Origin of the sequence: Bacillus sp. FSL W7-1354, assembly GCF_038002405.1 — a bacterium.
In the GTDB taxonomy this organism is placed as follows: Bacteria; Bacillota; Bacilli; order Bacillales; family Bacillaceae; genus Bacillus; species Bacillus paralicheniformis.
Window position 1 is genome coordinate 260,414 of sequence record NZ_JBBOCL010000001.1, and the last position, 20,142, is coordinate 280,555.

Sequence of the window (20,142 nt, forward strand, 5' to 3'; positions counted from 1 at the left end):
CTGCGTTTTGGCAAAATAAACGGCGGCGTTATTTGAACACCGCCGCTGATTTCAATGATCGGCAGACTGGATGGATGAGAGTCAAACCTGTTCTGTCTTGGAAGACGGTCCCGGCTTTAAATTGTTGAGCCGTGAGACAAGATCGGTTCCGAAAGCGGAGCTGACGTCAACATCGCCCTGTTCGATGTAGCTTTCTTTATACTCGTACGCCGAAGAACCGTGTTCGGCATAATCGAGTCCGGATATTTCCTCTTCTTTTGATACCCGGATCGGAGTGAAAGCTTTCATTACTACAGTGACAGCCGATGTAGCAGCGAGGGTCCAGGCTGCGATCGCCAAAATGCCGACGGCTTGAATGCCGAGCTGTGCGGCTCCTCCTCCGTAAAAGAGACCGCTCGATGTATTGAAAAGCCCGACTGCAAGCGTCCCCCAAACACCGCAAACACCGTGAACGGCAATGGCGCCGACGGGATCGTCAAGCTTCAGCACCTGATCGATAAACTGAACGCCGACAACTAAAATGACACCTGCGATGCATCCGATTAATATCGCGCCTGTAAATGAAACGCCGTCCGCGCCCGCGGTAATTCCGACAAGGCCGCCAAGCGCGCCGTTCAGCGTCAGGGAAGGGTCGATCCTGCCGTAGCGGAAATAAGTGAACAGCGCCGAGCTGACGACTCCGCCCGACGCGGCTAAAAGGGTTATGGTGATGACATGCGGGACGGCGGCGGGATCAGCCGCAAGCGTGCTTCCGCCGTTGAACCCAAACCAGCCGAACCACAGGATAAAGACGCCGAGTGCGCCCAGCGGAATGCTGTGTCCTGGAATGGCATTGACCTTTCCGTTTGCATATTTTCCAATCCGCGGCCCGAGAAAGATGACAGCCGCAACCGCGCCCGCAGCACCTGTCATGTGAACGATCGCAGATCCGGCAAAATCAACAAATCCGAGGTCATACAGCCAGCCTTCCCCCCAAGTCCAATGGCCGACAACCGGGTAGATGAGACCGGTCATAAACAGCGTCAAAATCATATAGCTGCCAAGCTTCATCCGTTCAGCGACAGCGCCGGAAATAATGGTCGCGCACGTAGCGGCAAACACTGCCTGAAAGACGAAAAATCCGACATCCTGATCACCTGCTAAAGCAAAACCGCTTGTGCCGATGAACCCGCCGGCGCTGTCCCCGAACATCAACGCGTATCCGGCGAAGAAATAAAGGATGGAGCCGATAGAGACCGTCAGAAAGTTTTTCATTAAAATGTTTAACGTGTTTTTAGCTCTCGTAAAGCCAGATTCAACCATCGCGAAACCGGCGTGCATAAAAAAGACGAGCAGAGTGCCGATGGCCACCCATGTCATGTTGACCGAATCATTGACCGATTGCGCCGTCGGTTCTGCGGCCAGAGTTGATGCTGCGAGGAAAAAACTGAGGAACAGGACGAAAGATACCTTGGTTTTCATAAGAATCATCCTTTCTTAAAGTATCGGCAAAAAGAGGCGGGATGGAGCCGGTCGTTTTACACAATCGCTTCTTTTCCGGATTCCCCTGTCCGGATTCGAACCGCATTTTCAATCGGGAGCACAAAGATTTTTCCGTCGCCAACCGTATTTGTCGAACATGTGCTTTCGATGATTTGGATAATTTCATCAATGCTCTCCGATTCAATCACCATTTCGACTTTCACTTTAGGCAGCAGCTTGATTTCGTAGGAGGTGCCGCGAAACAAAGCCTGTTTCCCGCGTTGTTGCCCGCAGCCGGCAACCTCTGAGACCGTTAATCCGTTTATGCCAACCTCTTCAAGCTTTTTGCGGAGGCGGGGAAACTGTTCAGGGCGTATAATCGTTTCGATTTTTTTCACAATGTAAATCCTCCTTTTGGTGTAAGGTTTTATTACGTGTATTGTTATGTTTATTATCATACGTAATATCAAATTGAAAATCAATACGAATTTTCAAAAAAATTAATCTATTAGACCTATTATCAGAGAGGTTTGTATTCACAGAATGAAATCCTTGTGATGTTTTATGACATTAAAAAACCTGCTTTCAGTTGAAAGCAGGTTATGCCGCAAAGCCTTTTTGTAGCCACATTTTAGATCTCCATCTTCTGTACATCAAAATTCCCCTGACCCACTCGTCGGCGATGAAGGAAAACCATATTCCCGCCAGGCCGAATCCGAGCTGAATGCCGAAAATATAAGCGATCGGAAGGCCGATTCCCCACATTGAGACAATTGCCATATAAACCGGATATTTCGCGTCTCCAGCAGCTCTGAGAGAATTAATGATGACCACGTTAAACGAGCGGCCAGGCTCCAGGATAATCGTCAAAAGGATCAGTATACTGGCCGTTGCGATAATATCGGGATTGCTGCTGAAAATGCCGATCAGCTGTTTGGAAAACACAGCGAAGAGAACGGAAGTAAATGTTGTAATGGCCAGAGCCCACCAGAGGCTCTTCAGACAGCGGCTGTACGCTTCATCAAATTGTTTCGCACCGATATGGCGTCCGATTAAGATTTGCGTTCCCTGGCTGATCGCTGTGCCGAAAAGCATGATGAACATCATCAAATTTTGGGTATAGACCTTTGTCGTCAGCGCCTGCGCGCCCATCAGCGTGATAAAATAGGTGACAATCATCTGTGACGCGTTATACGAAAGCTGCTCCCCTGCTGAAGGTATCCCGATTTTCAGCAGTTTTTTCAGATGGCTTTTCTTTAAGACAAACAGCCGTTTGGACAACATCGGCATGCCGACGCGCTTTTTGACGAGCAGAGCGATCGCGAACAGGCCGATGATGCGCGCGATCGAAGTGGACATTGCTACGCCGGCCACGCCTAAAACCGGAAAGCCGAACGGCCCGAATATGACAAGATAGTTGCCGGCGATGTTCAGGATATTCATGCCGATGGTTACAACCATTGTGTCCTTTGTATGCCCGTAGCTTTTCAAAATGGCGCTGAACGTCATAATGAGCGCTTGAATAAAGGACAGTCCGCCGACGATCTGGAGAAAGATGCCGGCCTCGGCCAGCAGGTTGGCGGACAGGCCCATCATCAATAAAAGCGGTTTGGCAAATATATAAATCACCGCGCTGATGAATAGACTGATGATAAAATTGGCGCTGATGGAAACATAGCCGACTTCCATCGCTTCGGCTTTTTGCCGCGCTCCTAAAAATTGAGAAATAATAACGGTTGTTCCTGTGGCGATAAAACCGAACATCACAATGATCAAGTTCAGCATTTGGTTGCTGACGCCGACGGCTGCCACGCTGTCATCGGAATATTGGCTGAGCATCAGGGTATCTGCGTTGCCCATTAACATATATAATGAAACCTCGATAAATATAGGCCAGGTCAATGCGAATAAAGAGAGGTTTTGAGGTGCTGTTTTTTTCATGGCGTTTGACCCCTTTCTTTTAAAAAATCCGTTTTATAGTGTAACGCCATTTTCTTATAATAAGAAGAGACGAAACCGATACTTCTTGGAGAAATACGACTTGATGAAAAGGGGAGAGAACATGGAACATATCATCTTTACAATTCCGCCGCTCCCTGTGTTGATTACCGGCGGAGAAGGACTGTTCAAAAAAGGGGAAAAGCATGTGAGGCGTGAATATTCCGTGTTTGATCTCTTATATGTAATACAGGGGGAACTATTTTTGACTGAGGACGGCGACCCCCATCAGATCCGGGAAGGGGAATATATCATCCTTGTACCGGGGCTTGAGCATTATGGACACCAAGGCTGTCAAGACGATACCCGCTATTTTTGGCTGCACTTTCAGGAGCCGTCTTATGGCTTTGCACAGCAGGGAGGTGAGAACTGGACCGAGCTCAAGCTGAAGAAGGGGACGTTTGAAACGCCGACATTATATCATTTAAAGATTCCGAGAAAGGGAAAGATCGACCAAAAAGCGTTTATTGAACAGCAGTTTAGACGTTTGATTGACGATTCCGCCCAAAATTCCGACCTGCCTCTTCGGAAGCAGCTCTTGTTCGAAGAGCTGCTGATTCACCTGCAGAAGGAGGCGTTCCACATTCCTTCGGCGAGTGAGCGTGTGGCATCCGAAGCGCAGCATTACATCGATCGCCACTATAAGGAGAAGCTCAGCATGGAGCAGCTTTCGGCTGCCCTTCACTATCACCAGGACTACATTACCCGCTGCATGCAAAAGGCGTTCGGCATCACACCGGGCCAATACGCCAATAAGGCGAAGGTTTTTGAAGCGAAGCGGCTCCTTTCTTCGACAAACGACAAAATGTCATCGATTGCCGAACAAGTCGGAATCGATGATCCGACTTATTTCTCAAAGCTGTTTAAACAAATAGAAGGGATTTCGCCTGTTGAATACAGAAAGATGATGAAGAGAAATATTGAGTGATATTTTCAAAGCATAGGAGGAGAAAAGTTTGGCATCCATCAATGGTGAAAAAGTAAAGCTGCGCACGATCACAATGGATGACCTGCCCGGATTATGGAGAATGATTTACGGAACCCGAAACCCTGAATGGAAAAAATGGGATGCCCCTTATTTTCCGCTTCAGCCCGAACCGTTTCAATATTTTCTCGACTCTTTTGTGCCGGCTTTAAAAGAAAAACCGCCGCGCTATTTGGCGATTGAGATCGAAGGAGAGCTGAAAGGAACCGTTTCTTACTATTGGGAGTGCCGGCCGACACGCTGGCTGGAATGCGGGATCGGCATCTATGATCCGCGGTTCTGGAACGGAGGTTACGGCACGGAAGCCGTAGAATTATGGGTCGGCTTCCTATTTGAAAACGTCGATGTGCCGAGAATCGGAATGACGACGTGGTCCGGCAACAGGCGGATGATGAGGTGCGCCGAAAAAGCGGGGTTTAAGATGGAAGGCCGGATTCGCAAAGTCAGATATTATGACGGAGTCTATTATGATTCAATCAGATACGGAATATTGCGGGAGGAGTGGGAGCTGATTTGCGGCGGTAGCTGACACGCTCTATAATGTAATATTAGATATCTTTCATCAGCGGACTAGAGGGGACCAAAATGAAAAAAACCATTTATGATGTAGCGGAAGCGGCAGGCGTTTCGATTTCCACGGTTTCCCGGGTGATCAACAATACCGGGAGAATCAGCAGGTCGACAAGGCAAAGAGTGCATGCCGTCATGAAAGAACTCGATTATCAGCCGAATGTTCACGCTTCTGCGCTTACCGGAAAGCGCACGAACATTATCGGCCTGTTGACGCCCGATATTGCAAACCCTTTTTTCGGAGAGCTTGCCAAAAGCGTTGAAGAGCGGGCGGGCGAGCTTGGATTCAGCATGATGATATGCAGTACCGACCGCGATCCGAAAAAGGAGACAACGTATTTCTCGGTGCTCAAGCAAAAAAGCGTCGACGGCATCATTTTTGCGACCGGCATCGAAAATCAGGAGAGCATGGATGCGCTCGAGGATATTGCAAAAGAGGGCATACCGCTCGTGATGATTTCTCAGGACCGCGCCCTTGTTCCCCTGGATGTCGTGGTCATCGACGATTTTATGGGCGGATACTTAGCGACGCGGCATTTAATTTCACTCGGCCATAAGACAATCGCCTGCATCGCCGGCGACGGATCGACAACCGGAGAAAAAGACAGGCTGAAAGGCTTCCAAAAAGCGATGGATGAAGCCGGCATCAAAGTGAATGAATCGCTCATCGCCGGTACCGGTTTTTCCCTGGAATGCGGCAAAAAAGCAGCCGCTCAGATTTTCGAAAGCAACATTCCGACCGCCGTTTTCGCCATGAATGATGTGCTTGCGTGCGGAGTCATTCAGACTGCAAGGGAATGGGGGCTCCAAGTTCCAACGAATTTATCTGTCATCGGCTTTGATAATACGTTTTTAGCCGAAATGACCGATCCGCCGCTTACGACAGTGTCGCAGCCGATTGAAGAAATGGGCCGCCGTGCGGCCGAGCTGCTGGCCGAAGAAATCAGCGGCGAGAAAAGTTCGAAAAACAAAATCATTCTCATGCCTGAACTTGTCGTCAGACAGTCGACGGCACCTCCATTTAAAAAAGATGCACATGCAGAAAAGAGCGGGTTTTGACAGAAAAAACGCTCTTTTTTTAAAAAATAAGAGCAAGCGCTTGCTCTCGTTAAATCCTAAAAAGCATTGCGGATAAAATAAATACAGGGTAAAATCAAAATTGAAATGAGCAAGCGCTTTCTCTAATTAATAAAGCGCTTTCAATATGTAAGAAGGGAGAGAAGAAAATGACAGAACGAGTGAGATGCGCCGTATTAGGGCTCGGAAGGCTCGGCTATTACCATGCGAAAAACCTCAAAACCGAGGTGCCCGGGGTCCTGCTCGCCGCTGTGGCCGATCCGGCAGAGGGGAGGGCGAGGGAGATTGCCGCTGAACTGGGTGTTGAAAAGTGGTTTGAAGATCCGTTTGAATGTCTCCACGATCCAGAAATTGATGCCGTCGTCATCGTTACACCGACATCTACCCATGCCAAAGTGATCAAACAGGCGGCCGAATGCGGCAAACAGATTTTCGTCGAGAAGCCGCTGACATTAAATCTTGAAGAATCGATTGAAGTCATTTCTAAAGTCAAAGAAACGGGCGTGATTTGCCAGGTGGGGTTTATGAGGCGGTTTGATCCTGCTTATGCGGATGCCAAAAGGAGGATCGATGCCGGAGAAATCGGCAAACCGATCTATTATAAAGGGTTCACGCGCGATTTTGGCTCTCCTCCGGCCGAATTCATTAAAAAAAGCGGCGGTATTTTCGTCGATTGTTCGATTCACGATTATGATATCGCGCGTTATTTAATGGGGGCTGAAATTACTTCGGTTTCCGGCCACGGAAGGGTTTTGAAGCACGCGTTCATGCCGGGATGCCATGATGTCGATCAAGCGCTCACCTATATGGAGTTTGATTCGGGGGCGGCGGGTGATGCGGAAGCAAGCCGCAATTCGTCTTACGGCCACGATATACGCGCCGAAATTATCGGGACGGACGGCAGCATCTTCATCGGGACGCTGCGGAACCCGGCGGTTACCGTGCGGACCGGGCAGGGGAGCAGCTATAATATCATTCCGGATTTCCAGGCGAGGTTCCATGAAGCGTACTGCTTAGAGATGCAGCACTTTGCCAAGTGTGTTCGCAACAAAACGAAACCGATTGTGACTGAAGTGGATGCGGCAGTCAATCTGGAAATCGCGCTTGCGGCCTCAGAATCCTGGTCAACAGGCAAGACCGTCAAGATTCAGTATCAGACGAAACAGCTTACGGTATGAAACGGGGCTCATAAACGGGCTGTGATAAAGACAAAGTATGCCGGAGATCATCCTGCGGTCAATAGGATCAACAGAAAGAAGGGCGGAAGAAAGCATTTCTCCGCCCGATGCCGCCCTTTCTCTCAGCGTTTTCAATCAACTGCAAGCCCCTTATTGCACATTCAGATTCGGTCTCAGATTCACCTGATAGTCCACCTCGACATCCATCTTCTCCCAACGATGCAGCCACGCTTTGTCGCTCATCGGCTTCGTAAACGGAAACAGCGCTTCACCGCCGACTTCAAGCGGATCAACCCGAATGTTTTGCATGTCCTTTATCATGTCCGTTGTTTTCTTTTCCAATTCGGATTCCACATCATGGACAAGTGCGCTGAACTCGCTTTGATCCTGCAGGTTTTTGTCGCCTGTGTATTCTTCAATGCCCGCGTTTATGCTGACTTTCATTGATAAAGCTGTATTGTTTTGATTCAAGTCAAATGTGACGGTTGAGCGGGCTTGGCCGATTATGATTGACAAGTTGGGAATCGTGAGGAACTTCAGATACCTGTTATTGTTGAGCAGCTGAAAAATTTGATCGTCTATGCCGGTCAGTGTCTTCACGAATTTGTCGTTTCGGAAAAGTCCTGTTCCTTCATATGTGAACTGGTTACCATCGGTTCTGAAAACAGGCACGTAAGGATCTGAATAGTGGGTGTACAGCTGGTTTTTGAATTGATGCAGGTTAACGATGCTCATTTCACCCTGGTTGGCTCTTTCAAAATGCCTTAACGTCTGATAAAGATAAAAGTCAAAATTCTCGCTTTGCTTCAATTCGTTCAGTATATATTTGTCAAAATCACCGTTGACGACGATGAGATAAAGGCGAGGGCCGATTTTCGGGTCTGACAGAAGCGTGTTGATAATCGGAAGTATGCCTTTGTCGGCGAGATTTTCTTCGATCATCACCATTCTCAGCTGCCCGTTTTTCAGCTCGTTGTAATAATTTAAATTAAATCGCTTGCCGACTTGTTTGATCATATTGACTTCGGTGCTGAATAGCCGCTTCTTTTCAAGGCCCACCGGAGGGACGGTGGTGCTCATTGAGATCTTTCCTTTTTTTCCTTCTTTGATATACCAAAAGGTAACCGGTGAGATTTCTTCAATCTCATTGTTTTCAACAAATGGAGAGCAGCCCTCAATCGTCATGAAAATCACAAGTGCGATACAGCCGTTTAATATGAGGCGTTTCCCGCTGATCATTGCATGCGCCCCTTTCGTTTTCCGGCAATGACAAGAATAGCCGGAATCAATGCGTAAGTGACGGCTCCGATGGATACTTCGATCAAAAACCACATATCTTGCTGCTTTCCGGATTGCCAAAACCAGGTGCTTAACACGAGCGAACATCCCATGAGCAATAGGAAGCTGAACAGAAATCCTCTTCGCGTCACAGGCTTGGCCATTCTTTTAAACAAAATGCGGAGGCCTCCGTAAAAGCAGAGTAAAAAAATCGCGATTACAAACGCAAAATGAAACATATGGGCAGACAGTAGAAACGTATCGATCCGCTCCAAAATCGGCGACTGCAAATAGCGGAGCATGTTTATCACCGGAAAAATGGTTTCCAGCAAATAAGAGGAGCCGTAGAAAAATAATGCACCGATAAACAAAAACAAATATTCGAAGAGTGAAATCGCATTACCGACCGATAAACATTTCAGCATATTAGCTTCCTTGCTGAACCATGGAGCCAGACAAATCAAATACTCGGGACTGGAAAAAGAAGACCACATGACGAGCAGCGCCTTCCAAGAATGTTCAGTCCAGTCAAAAGGAATCAACGGATATAAATCGGTCAAGGAAGCGATCGGGGGGATATAAAACCTGATAAAAATGAACACGATCCAAAATGATGACATAAAGGCAATGATGACAAATCGCATCGTATTTTCCATGCCGCGGGAGGCCGCATATCCGCTGATCACCAGAATCAAGATCACAAGCCAGTTGATATTGATGGCGGGAAAGATGAAGTGTCTCACCGTTTCGGCGTAGCTTGTGATCATGATCGCGATCTTTAACGCGAGCTGAATTAAGCCGATCAGGATAAAAAAGCGCAGCTTGCGTTCGCCGAAGAGAGCGGCAAAGCCTTCATAGCCTTTTGCGGCCGCTGGAGAAGACAGCCATTTGGACAACAGGTACAAGTTGAACTGTGACAGCATTCCGACAGCGAGCATAACGAACATCATGTAAGGGTGAACCAGATACATCGGCAGAACCAAGATGAAAAAAAGAACTTGCATACGGTTGGCGATGAGGGCGATGTAAATTCCGCCGAGAGGCCGTGTCTTATGAAATAATTGAAAAGAACTCAAGCCGCTTCATCTCCTTTTAACGTACCGCCATTTTTGCAAGGTATGCAGATATTCGGGGCGCTTTTTCAGCCAGATCAAAGGACTTCGTATAAAAAGATCGAGCCAATCGCGCCAATATAACGGAGTAATCGGCGCAAAATAAGGCTGCTTGAGAGAAGTAAGCCCGTTCAAATGAACAAACAGTCCGATCATTCCGAAGATCAATCCGAAAAAACCGAGGCAGGCGGAGAACACGAGCATCGTAAAATGAATCAAAGTGTGCCCTTTAGCTACGATGTAGTTAGGCACCAAAAATGACGCGACCGTTGAGATGCCGACCAAAACGATTAGCACTTTGCTGACAAAGCCCGCCTGCACCGCCGCTTCTCCAATCACAATCCCCGAGATAACCCCCAATGTTGAACTTGATTTTGTCGGCATCCGCACGCTGGCTTCCTTAATAATTTCAATGACGAGCAGCATAAGAACCGCTTCCCAAAACGGGGTGAACGGCACTTTGCTCCTTGATTCGATTAGCACATAAAGGATCTGGAGCGGAAACATATGATAATGATGAGTCGACAAAGCCACATAAAAAGGGATGAGCAAAATAGACAGAAAAAAACTGGCGTAGCGCAGCATTCTAAAAAAGCTGGCAACCGGCCAGCGCGTCGTATAATCTTCAGCGGAGTGAAAAAGGTGAAAAAACGTGATCGGTGCATGTAATACAAACGGCGTCTGATCGACCAAAATGGCGACTTTGCCAATGCTTAAATTGTATGCGGAAATGTCGGGACGCTCAGTCTGCTGGAACTGCGGAAAAATCGAATGATGATGATCTTCAATCAATTCAGTGAGCTGTGCGGAATCGAAGATCATGTCAAAATCGGTTTCCGCGATTTTTTTTCTGGCTTCCTCAATCAATTCCGGATTGGTTAATCCGGCAATATAAACGATAACAACAGATGTTTTGCTGAGCGAACAGACCGTCAGCCTTTCCGCTTTTAAATTGGTTAAAGGCAGCCTGCGCCGCAGCAAAGAAAGATTGACGTCGAGCTGCTCGGTAAAACTGTCTTTCGGACCGTACATCACCGTTTCGGTTTGAGACGGTTCGATCTGCCGGCCGACCCGATTTTCAATGGGAATGGCAAACCACTGCTGCCTGTCCGGATCATGGATGATGATCGAACCGGACATCAGCCACTCCTTTGCGGTTTCTAAAGATACGATCGGTTCAACGTGCAAAACAAAGGTTTTTAAACAGCGATATATTGACTCTTCTTCGGCGCTCATGATCAGAGGCCTGATGATCGACTGTTGCAGCATGACCCGATCAATGATGGTATGTAAATAGTAAAATACTGCTTTTTGTCCGCCTTTTGTTTTATGCTCTTCGATCACCGCATCAGCCATACCGGCGGTGGCGTCAAGAAGGGCATCTTTCGTAATGGGAGCGCTCCGCAATCCGGCTCCCTTTCTTTTATATTTTCGAAACATGGACATCCCTCATCAGCGATTGATCATTGCCGGGTTACCGGATGTCCTTATTGTGCTCGCTGCTTCTCAGGTTTATGCGGACAGAAGCCGCGTTCCCGCAGGATCAGGTAAACAGCGAGGCGCCGAGGTAGGCGGCAAGCCCCCACATGACAGCCGCAGATCCTTTATTGAACAAGGTCATGACGACCCCCTGTGAATCGAGCTGTTTGAGAAGTCTTCCCGCTGCGGCAAGTCCAAGGAACCATAGCCACGAAACGATCATACATGCACAGGTGAACAGCCAAAGATCCGCACCTTCATACGCTAAAGAGTTGGTGCCGATCACGCCGACGATATCGAGCAAGGCGTGCGGATTTAAGAGCGATACGGCCGCAGCAAAAGCGATTTGCTTTTTGGGCGGCATAGCTTCGGACGCGTTTCCTACCGCCGGTTTGCTCCTCCATGTGATCCATCCCATATAAATGAGAAACAAAAATCCTCCGGTCAAAAGGACAAATTTAACTTCAGGAAGGCCGGCGACAGCCGCGGAAATACCTGTGACTGCCAGTATAATCAGGAGGGAATCGCACAACGATGCGGAGATCACAAGCGGCAAGACACGCCAAATGCTCGATGATGCGGCCCCTTGCTGAAAAATCAGGACATTTTGCGCGCCGAGCGGCAAGATCAGTCCAAAAGCGAGAATCATTCCGTGAATAACTGCGTTCATGACTGTAAAAACCCCTTTCATTCAAAACATCCGTTTTATTGTAGAGTAAGAAGCGGGGAATGTCTCCGGCCATTTGGCTGGTCTAATTGCCCAGCCAAATGCTATCTTTTAAAAAAGGAGCTGAACATGAAGTGCACAGACAGCTGAACAGACATTCAGACATTCCGTTATACCAGCAAATCGAACAGATCATAAAAGAGAAGATTTTACAGGGCGAATGGCCGGCCGGGACGAAAATCCCTTCACAACGCAAGCTGGCATCTATCTTTCAAGTGAATAGAAGCACGGTTACCGCGGCTCTGGACGAGCTGACAGCCCAAGGATTTCTTGAAGGCAACCGGGGCGGAGGCACAAAGGTGGCCAATCAAACATGGTCACAATTGACGGCGGGGCCGCCGCTTGACTGGACGAGTTATGTACGTTCGGGAATTCACCGTCCCAATTCAATGACGGTTCAGGAAATCAACAGGCAGGAGTTTACAGAAGGGATCATCAGGCTCGGCACAGGTGAATTAGCGCCTGAACTGCTGCCCTATCAACAGATGGAAGAGATTCTTCGCCGCGCACCGTCTGATAGGCTGATGCTCGGGTATGAGGAAGCGAAAGGAAGCCGCTATACAAGAGAGGTGCTGGCGGAGCATCTGGTCCGGAAGGGTGTGCGTGTATCGGCCGACTCGATTCTGATTGTCTCCGGAGCGCTCCAAGCGCTGCAGCTCATATCGATCGGCCTTTTGAAGCGGAGAGCCGTCGTGTTGGCGGAAAAGCCGTCATACCTATACTCGCTGCACGTTTTTCAATCGATGGACATGCGGCTTTGCGGGCTTCCAATGGATGGCGGGGGATTAGACCCGTCCGTCATTCCGGCGGTAAAAAAACGGCATGGCGCCGATTTACTGTACACGATTCCGTCATTTCACAATCCGACGGGCAAACTGATGTCGGAAAACCGGAAGCGCGAGCTGATTCAAATGAGCAAAAGGCTGTCGCTCCCGGTTATTGAAGATGACGCATACGGCGACTTGCGGCTTGACGGTCCGCCGTCATCGCCGCTGAAGGCCATGGACAGAGAAGGCAGCATTCTTTATGTCAGTACACTATCGAAAACCGTCAGCCCCGGCCTTCGCATCGGCTGGGTCGCAGGCCCGGAGCCCGTCATCGAGAGGCTGGCCGATATTAAAATGCAGACTGACTACGGCTCAAGTTCATTGTCGCAATGGGTGGCTGCAAAGTGGCTTTCAAGCGGACTTTATGATGAAAATCTCAGCTGGATCAAAGATGAACTGAGACGAAGGCGGGATGAGGCGCTCCGGTGTCTTGAGACCTATTGCAGAGGAATCGCCCGCTGGGAAAAGCCTTCAGGCGGGTTTTACATTTGGGTCACATTTCTAAAGCCGCTCTCGCTCAGCGCTTTGTTCGAACAAGCATTACAGAAAAACATCCTCATCAATCCCGGCACCCTCTACGATAAAGAAGCTAAATACAGCATCAGGTTGTCCTATTCGTACGCCTCTTTGCCAGAGCTTCGCTACGGCATTCAAACGATCGCAGAACTCGCCGGGAAGCTCATGTGAGTCCCGGCTGTACCGGCTGCTGAAAAATCGACGTTCAGCAGCCGCTCCTTTTTATTTCAGGCCTCGGGTTATTTAAAAACAGTCCAAAAAATTCCATTAACATATCATTCAAGGAACTATTGATTCATATTAGCAGCTGGATTTGCAGTAGAGGAAATCTTCATGTTGCCTCATTGTGAGAAACGCCCTATTTTTCTGAATCTTATTGACATGCCGGTGTCACAAAATATACACTTTTTTTGTCATTGAAAATGATAATCTTTATCAATTGGAGGAATGCTTTCTATGCCTGTACAAACGAGTTCTAAAAATCAAGTGTTTTTGGAGCAGCAAAATAGAAGAGAGTCTAATGCGCGTTCATATCCGAGAAGATTTCCGCTCGCCATGCAAACCGCGGAAGGCGTCTTGGTGACTGATGCGGATGGAAAGCAATATTATGACTGCCTGGCAGGAGCGGGGACGCTTGCGCTTGGTCATAATCATCCAGTTGTGATTGAAGCGATTCAAAAAATGCTTGATGAAAAACGCCCGCTGCACACGCTTGATATCACTTCCGAAATCAAAGAAGAGTTTGTCAGCGAAGTATTTGCAAGCCTTCCTGAGGCGTTTGCCAAACGGGCGAAGATCCAGTTTTGCGGTCCGACCGGCGGCGATGCGATCGAAGCCGCTCTCAAGCTTGTCAAAACGGCAACGGGGAGAAGAACCATCTTGTCGTTTCACGGTGCCTATCATGGTGCAACTCATGGAACGATGGCGCTGAGCGGTAATTTATCTCCAAAGGAAAATGTCCAGGGACTTATGCCTGATGTGCATTTCCTGCCATATCCGTATGAATACCGCTGCCCGTTTGGAAGAGGAGGAGAGGCGAGCCACAAGCTGTCGAGCGCATATATCGAAAATATGCTGGATGATCCGGAAAGCGGAATTTTACAGCCGGCCGGGATGATCTTTGAAGCCGTACAAGGAGAAGGAGGCTCAGTTCCGGCTCGGGCTGAATGGATAAAAGAAATGAGAAGGATCACAAAAGAACGCGGAATCCCTCTGATCATTGATGAAGTGCAGACCGGCATCGGCAGAACCGGAAAAATGTTTGCGTTCGAGCACGCCGGCATTATACCGGATGTCATCGTCCTTTCAAAAGCGATCGGCGGAAGTCTTCCTCTGTCTGTCGTCATCTATGATCAAGACCTTGATCAGTGGGGACCGGGGGCGCATATCGGTACATTCAGAGGGAACCAGATGGCGATGGCGGCCGGAAGTGCAACGTTAAAATATATAAAAGAGCACGATGTACTGTCACATGTAGAAAAAGTCGGCACGAAGCTCATGCAGGAATTGCAAGACATTCAGGAACACGTTCCTGAAATCGGTGATGTCCGGGGACGGGGGCTGATGATCGGCGCCGAAATTGTCGCACCGCATAAAAAACAAAACACAAACGGCAGCTATCCGGCTGATGCGGAGCTTGCAAGCGTGATTCAAAGAAAATGCTTTGAAAAAGGACTGATCGTTGAAACGGGAGGACGCCATGGAAGCGTGATCCGCTTCTTGCCGCCGCTCATCGTAACAGAGGCGCAAATCGACGATATCATCACGATCTTCAGAGAGGCCGTCTATGAAGCAGTCAAGTAAACAGAAAAACTTTGATTCCCTGTTTATGCACAACGGCGAACAGGGGATCAAAGCATACCGTGACGCGGCCGAGGCCGCTGTAGAGACGCTGTGGGCCGATTGGAAAAATAAAATGAAGCCCTACAGCGGGAAGATGCCGAATGAATTAAAGCACGAAATTAAAAACTTGTTTTCGTTTAAGGAAGCGGGAGAACCGCTTGCGGATGTTCTCGCTGATCTAAAAGAAGCCTATTTGCCGCACCGGATTCATGTTGAAGATCCAAAATGCGCCGCACACTTGCACTGTCCGCCGCTCATCCCGGCACTCGCTGCAGAGATGCTGATCAGTGTGCTGAATCAGTCGATGGATTCGTTTGATCAAAGCGGAGCGGCTTCATTGATCGAGGAAGAAATGGTGCAGTGGCTTTGCCGAAAGTTCGAGTACGGAAAGAATGCTGACGGAACATTTACGAGCGGAGGCACACAGTCTAATTACACGGGACTTCTGTTGGCCCGCGATGCTTTCTGTGAAAAGCAGTGGAACTGGAACGTACAGAAGGACGGACTGCCGCCGGAAGCGGACAGGCTGCGGATCCTCTGTTCAAAGGATGCTCATTTTACCGTGAAAAAGTCGGCTTCCCAGCTCGGACTTGGAGAGCGCGCCGTCGTACTCGTCGATACAGATGATGAAAAGCGGATGAGCCTTTACGATTTAAAGCGAAAAACAACGCTGCTTGAGGAATCGGGCTTACATCCATTTGCGATTGTTGCCACATGCGGTACGACGGACTTCGGAAGCATCGATCCGCTTTCCGAGCTTGCGGATGCCGCGCATGCCGGCGGGCTTTGGCTTCACGTTGATGCCGCGTATGGAGGGGCGTTGATTTTGAGCAGAACCCGCCGCTATAAATTGGCCGGTATCGACAGGGCCGACTCCATCAGCGTCGACTTCCACAAGCAGTTTTATCAGCCGGTCAGCTGCGGCGCTTTTCTTGTCAAAGACAGAAGGCATTTCCGCTTGATTGGTTATCATGCCGATTATTTAAATCCTGAAGAGGATGAAGCGGAGGGAATCGTTCATCTCGTCAATAAATCGATTCAGACGACGAGGCGCTTTGACGCTTTAAAGCTGTTTGTCTCGCTGCGTGTGCTTGGAGAAGATACATTCGCCGAGATGATTGACTGGACGTTCGCATTGGCCGAAGCGGCAGCGGAAAAAATCTCCGCAAGCGATCGGCTCGAACTGCTGAATCCGCACCCTGAACTGAACGCTGTCGTCTTCCGCTGCCTCGCCTCAGAAGACGACGCGGAGAACGACCGTTTGAATAAATGTATCCACAGAGAATTGTTCAGAACGGGACAGGCGGTGATCGCCAAGACGGCAGCAGCCGGGAAAACGTATTTAAAATTCACGCTGCTGAATCCGCGGACGACGCTTTCGGATCTTGACGACATTCTCGGCAGGATTCAAGAGCTGGCAAGTCTTTATACGAATAGCAGGAGGATAACAAGATGAGTTCATTTAAAGAAATAGCAGAAAACGCTACGATTCAAAGTTTTTTAAATTGCTATTTGCGTGAAACCGGCATCAAAACCCGTGAGATCGCGGACGGCTCTCAAAAAACGCTGATTGTTCCGCTAAAACGCCAGCAAATCGAGCTGATCGTTCCGATCAAGTACTGGTCGAAGACGGGAAGGCACCTTTTCTCATTTCCGCTTTACTATCAAACAACCCAAAACAAGCCGCTTCCGCTCGACTATGTCACGCTCGTCTCCCTCGCTTCAAAAGAATTGCTTCTTCAGCAAAACCGCGGGGGTGCCGAGGATGAATTCATGCTCAGAGTCATTTTGAGCTGCCGCAATATCAGCCGTTATGTGGAAGAACGGGCCGGTGATCAAAATGAGCTTAGCCGCGCTGATTTTACGTTTATCGAAGCGGAGCAGTCGCTCTTGCTCGGTCATCTGATGCACCCGACGCCAAAAAGCAGGCAGGGCATGAAACCTGAAGAGGAAAACATTTTCTCACCTGAATTGAAAGGGGAGTTTCAGCTTCATTACTTTAAGGCGCATGCTTCGCTCGTTCTGCACGATTCAAGTACAGGAACAAAAGCGCCGCTAGTCATACAAGAGGAATTGAGAAACGACCCGATGATTGATAATGCGTGGCTAGACGAGCAAACGGCCGATCCGGATTTTGCGCTTCTTCCCGCACACCCGCTCCAGGCGAGATCTTTGCTGGAGGAGCCGTATGTTCAAAAATTGATCGATCAAGGTCTCCTTACATATCTCGGTGCAAAGGGCAGGACGTTCACGGCGACATCCTCCGTCCGCACGGTTTACAGCAAGCACTCGCGCTATATGTACAAATTCTCAGTCCCGATCAAAATCACGAATTCGCTTCGTGTGAACAAGCAGAAAGAATTGGACAGAGGTGTTGAAATGGCCCGGCTGCTTCAGACAGAACTCGGTCAAAGGTTAAAACAGGAGTTTCCGGGCTTTCGCGTTATCACAGATCCTGCCTACATCTCGATTCGGGGGGAGAACGGGGAGTCCGGCTTTGAAGTCGTGATCAGGGAGAATCCGTTTTATGAAGACGACCGTTCTGCATGTCTGGTCGCCGGGCTTTGCCAAGATCACGCCTTCGGGAAAGAGTCACGGCTGTCCTCTGTGATCCGCGGGCTGGCGTTAAAAGAAGGGCGGACAACGGAAGAAGTGAGCATTGATTGGTTTGACAAATATTTATCCATTTCGCTAGAGCCTGTTTTATGGCTGTTTGAAACATACGGGCTGGCGATTGAAGCGCACCAGCAAAACGCCGTTATCCGCTTAAAAAACGGCTATCCGGAGACGTTTTACTACAGGGATAATCAAGGCTATTACTACAGCGAATCAAAAGCCGGGATTCTTTCCAAGCTGATCGAAGACTTGAGCGAAAGGAGCGAGACGATCTGCACGGACGGCGTGGCTGTTGAGAGACTGCGCTATTATTTCTTCTTCAACCATCTGTTTGGGCTGGTGAACGGGTTTGGCTGCGAAGGGCTGATCCGGGAAGAAACGCTCCTGTCCATGATCAGAGAGCGGCTTGAAAAAGCGGAACACATTTACGGCATCACTGAGTTGACGGACAGCCTGCTTCGGTTTTCGGAGCTTCCGTGCAAGGCCAATCTGCTGACGAGATTTTACGACATGGATGAGCTGACGGGCTCGCTTGAAACCCAGTCTCGTTATACGTCTGTCGGCAATCCGCTGTTAAAGGAGGCGGCGGCCGTCCAATGAATGACCGGATCACATTTCAAAAAGCGGACTATGCAAGAGACGTATCGCTCGTCTATCGCTGGATGCAGGAGGAGCACGTCATCCCGTTTTGGCATTTAAACATGCCGTTTGCAAAATTTGAAGACCATTTTCACAAGGCCATCACAGACCCCCACCAAACGCTGTACATCGGCTCTATCGACGGTGTGCCCATGAGCTACTGGGAGTCGTACTGGGTCAAGGGGGACGTCATTGAACACCACTATGATAATGAACCTTTTGACCAGGGCATCCACCTGTTGATCGGAGAAAAAGAGTACTTGGGAAAAGGGCTGGCTCTTCCGCTTTTAAAAGCGATGGTCTGTATGCAATTTGCCGAGCCTAACACAAAAAAGGTCATCGCAGAGCCGGATATCCGCAACAAAAAAATGATTCATGTTTTTGAAAAATGCGGGTTTCGCCCGATTAAACCTGTGAATCTCCCTGATAAAACCGGATTATTGATGTTTTGCGAAAGAGAACGTTTTTTTGAAAAGGGGAAAAAAGATGAACTCTACAAAGAGAGCCACTGATGTATATGATGTCATCGGCGTCGGCATCGGGCCGTTTAACCTCGGTCTTGCCGCATTAGCCGATTCCGTGCCTGAGATTAATGCGCTGTTTTTTGAACGAAATGAAAGCTTTAACTGGCATCCCGGCATGCTGATTGAAGGGACGACACTGCAGGTGCCGTTTTTGGCCGACTTGGTGAGCATGGCCGATGTGACAAGCGAATACAGCTTTTTAAACTATCTCCAGCAGCATAACCGTCTGTATTCTTTTTATTTTCTGGAAGACTTTCATATTCCGAGAAAGGAATACAACCACTACTGCCGCTGGGTGGCAGAACAGCTTGACTCGTGCCGCTTCGGGATGAATGTTGAAAGCATATCGCTCATTGAATCGAATCCGGAGGCGCTTTTTAAAGTGCGGGTCGTGAATCGGGAAAACGGCGGGGAAGCCGTTTATTACACGAGGCATGTTGCGCTTGGCATTGGGACGGGCCCGCACGTTCCCGAAACGCTCTCAGACGCTTTGGGATGCTCGGTGTTCCATTCAGCTGAGTATTTAATGAGAAAGCCCGACGGATTTAAAGGGAAAAGGGTGGCCGTCGTCGGCTCCGGTCAAAGCGCAGCCGAGGTGTTTTATGACCTCGTCGGTGAAGATGAAGCGGAGCATGTCAGCTGGCTCACCCGCTCAAAAGGCTTCTTCCCGATGGAATATTCGAACCTCGGGCTCGAATATTTTTCACCTGATTATATCGATTTTTTCTATCAGCTTCCACAGTGGAAAAAAGATGAATTGCTAACGCAGCAGGATCTCCTTTATAAAGGAATCAGCGCGAAGACGATCAGCGATATTTATCATCTTCTGTATGAGCGGACCTGCGGAGGGCGGGAAGCGGCTTTTGATCTTCAGTCCATGACAGAAGTCAAGCAGATCGAACAGCATGGAGAAACGCTGATTCTGCACTGCGCAAACCGGGTGAATGAAGAACGGTTTGAGCGGCAGGCAGATGTGGTCGTCCTGGCGACGGGCTATAAAGAGAGGCTGCCGGAGTGTCTGGCACCTGTTGACAGCCTGATTGAAAAGGACGCGGGCGGCCGCTATGTCATTACGCGCGACTATAGACTGGTGACAGCTGCAACATCAAAAAACCATATTTTCGTTCAAAACGGAGAGCTGCACACGCACGGCGTCGGAGCGCCTGACCTGGGACTCGGCGCTTACCGGAACTCGGTGATCATCAATCAGCTAGCCGGGAGAGAAGTATACAACGTCAGCCACAAAACGGTTTTCCAGACATTCGGAACAGGAATCACCGAAAAAACCGCGGTGCCAAACGGCTAATAAAGGA

At 49.0% G+C, this 20,142-nt stretch carries 17 protein-coding genes; 10 read left to right on the forward strand and 7 right to left on the reverse strand.

From position 1 onward, the window contains the following. Positions 1 to 81 precede the first annotated feature (81 nt). The 3 genes from MKZ04_RS01365 to MKZ04_RS01375 all read right to left on the reverse strand — a co-directional run bounded on the left by MKZ04_RS01365 (position 82) and on the right by MKZ04_RS01375 (position 3,402). Positions 82 to 1,461, reverse strand: a complete 1,380-nt coding sequence (locus MKZ04_RS01365; protein ID WP_341045106.1) for an ammonium transporter — start codon at positions 1,459 to 1,461, stop codon at positions 82 to 84. A 56-nt stretch (positions 1,462 to 1,517) separates the two neighbouring features. Next, a complete protein-coding gene (locus MKZ04_RS01370) occupies positions 1,518 to 1,859 on the reverse strand; it encodes a P-II family nitrogen regulator (protein ID WP_105980868.1) in 342 nt (113 codons plus the stop codon). A gap of 202 nt (positions 1,860 to 2,061) precedes the next feature. Continuing rightward, positions 2,062 to 3,402, reverse strand: a complete 1,341-nt coding sequence (locus MKZ04_RS01375; protein WP_023856619.1) for an MATE family efflux transporter — start codon at positions 3,400 to 3,402, stop codon at positions 2,062 to 2,064. Between the two features lie 121 nt (positions 3,403 to 3,523). Here MKZ04_RS01375 and MKZ04_RS01380 point away from each other — a divergent pair, with 121 nt between their 5' ends. The 4 genes from MKZ04_RS01380 (at position 3,524) to MKZ04_RS01395 (ending at position 7,269) form a co-directional block, all read left to right on the forward strand. Continuing rightward, the gene (locus tag MKZ04_RS01380) at positions 3,524 to 4,387 is read left to right on the forward strand and encodes a helix-turn-helix transcriptional regulator (RefSeq protein ID WP_023856620.1); all 864 of its coding nucleotides are present in this window, start codon (positions 3,524 to 3,526) and stop codon (positions 4,385 to 4,387) included. 28 nt (positions 4,388 to 4,415) lie between these two features. After that, on the forward strand, positions 4,416 to 4,973 hold the full coding sequence (locus MKZ04_RS01385; RefSeq protein ID WP_020450889.1) for a GNAT family N-acetyltransferase: 558 nt from the start codon (positions 4,416 to 4,418) through the stop codon (positions 4,971 to 4,973). Between the two features lie 56 nt (positions 4,974 to 5,029). Then, positions 5,030 to 6,073: a LacI family DNA-binding transcriptional regulator gene (locus tag MKZ04_RS01390; RefSeq protein ID WP_095289987.1), complete on the forward strand. Its 1,044-nt coding sequence runs from the start codon at positions 5,030 to 5,032 to the stop codon at positions 6,071 to 6,073. A 167-nt stretch (positions 6,074 to 6,240) separates the two neighbouring features. Next, positions 6,241 to 7,269, forward strand: coding sequence for a Gfo/Idh/MocA family oxidoreductase (locus MKZ04_RS01395; protein ID WP_025811683.1), 1,029 nt, complete (start codon positions 6,241 to 6,243; stop codon positions 7,267 to 7,269). Positions 7,270 to 7,419: 150 nt separating this feature from the next. Here MKZ04_RS01395 and MKZ04_RS01400 read toward each other — a convergent pair whose 3' ends face one another. The 4 genes from MKZ04_RS01400 to MKZ04_RS01415 all read right to left on the reverse strand — a co-directional run bounded on the left by MKZ04_RS01400 (position 7,420) and on the right by MKZ04_RS01415 (position 11,808). Next, positions 7,420 to 8,508: a Ger(x)C family spore germination protein gene (locus MKZ04_RS01400; RefSeq protein ID WP_026579921.1), complete on the reverse strand. Its 1,089-nt coding sequence runs from the start codon at positions 8,506 to 8,508 to the stop codon at positions 7,420 to 7,422. Then, positions 8,505 to 9,623, reverse strand: a complete 1,119-nt coding sequence (locus MKZ04_RS01405) for a GerAB/ArcD/ProY family transporter (RefSeq protein WP_075212949.1) — start codon at positions 9,621 to 9,623, stop codon at positions 8,505 to 8,507. Before MKZ04_RS01405 ends, MKZ04_RS01400 begins: the two co-directional genes overlap by 4 nt. Positions 9,624 to 9,629: 6 nt before the next feature. Continuing rightward, complete coding sequence (locus MKZ04_RS01410) at positions 9,630 to 11,099, reverse strand: spore germination protein (RefSeq protein WP_039072661.1); 1,470 nt, start codon at positions 11,097 to 11,099, stop codon at positions 9,630 to 9,632. A gap of 103 nt (positions 11,100 to 11,202) precedes the next feature. Then, a complete protein-coding gene (locus MKZ04_RS01415; RefSeq protein ID WP_039072710.1) occupies positions 11,203 to 11,808 on the reverse strand; it encodes a LysE/ArgO family amino acid transporter in 606 nt (201 codons plus the stop codon). A gap of 98 nt (positions 11,809 to 11,906) precedes the next feature. On the opposite strand from MKZ04_RS01415, the gene MKZ04_RS01420 reads away from it, so the two are divergent. The 6 genes from MKZ04_RS01420 to MKZ04_RS01445 all read left to right on the forward strand — a co-directional run bounded on the left by MKZ04_RS01420 (position 11,907) and on the right by MKZ04_RS01445 (position 20,135). Beyond that, complete coding sequence (locus tag MKZ04_RS01420) at positions 11,907 to 13,379, forward strand: aminotransferase-like domain-containing protein (protein ID WP_103749105.1); 1,473 nt, start codon at positions 11,907 to 11,909, stop codon at positions 13,377 to 13,379. Positions 13,380 to 13,664: 285 nt separating this feature from the next. Then, entirely contained in the window at positions 13,665 to 15,011 is a 1,347-nt protein-coding gene (locus MKZ04_RS01425) for an aspartate aminotransferase family protein (protein ID WP_023856628.1), read from the forward strand. After that, entirely contained in the window at positions 14,995 to 16,506 is a 1,512-nt protein-coding gene (locus MKZ04_RS01430; RefSeq protein WP_341045113.1) for a pyridoxal phosphate-dependent decarboxylase family protein, read from the forward strand. Before MKZ04_RS01425 ends, MKZ04_RS01430 begins: the two co-directional genes overlap by 17 nt. Further along, entirely contained in the window at positions 16,503 to 18,266 is a 1,764-nt protein-coding gene (locus MKZ04_RS01435) for an IucA/IucC family protein (protein WP_341045114.1), read from the forward strand. The genes MKZ04_RS01430 and MKZ04_RS01435 overlap by 4 nt, the downstream gene beginning before the upstream one ends. Continuing rightward, the gene (locus tag MKZ04_RS01440; protein WP_020450900.1) at positions 18,263 to 18,817 is read left to right on the forward strand and encodes a GNAT family N-acetyltransferase; all 555 of its coding nucleotides are present in this window, start codon (positions 18,263 to 18,265) and stop codon (positions 18,815 to 18,817) included. Before MKZ04_RS01435 ends, MKZ04_RS01440 begins: the two co-directional genes overlap by 4 nt. After that, the gene (locus tag MKZ04_RS01445) at positions 18,792 to 20,135 is read left to right on the forward strand and encodes a lysine N(6)-hydroxylase/L-ornithine N(5)-oxygenase family protein (protein ID WP_341045116.1); all 1,344 of its coding nucleotides are present in this window, start codon (positions 18,792 to 18,794) and stop codon (positions 20,133 to 20,135) included. Before MKZ04_RS01440 ends, MKZ04_RS01445 begins: the two co-directional genes overlap by 26 nt. Positions 20,136 to 20,142 lie beyond the last annotated feature (7 nt).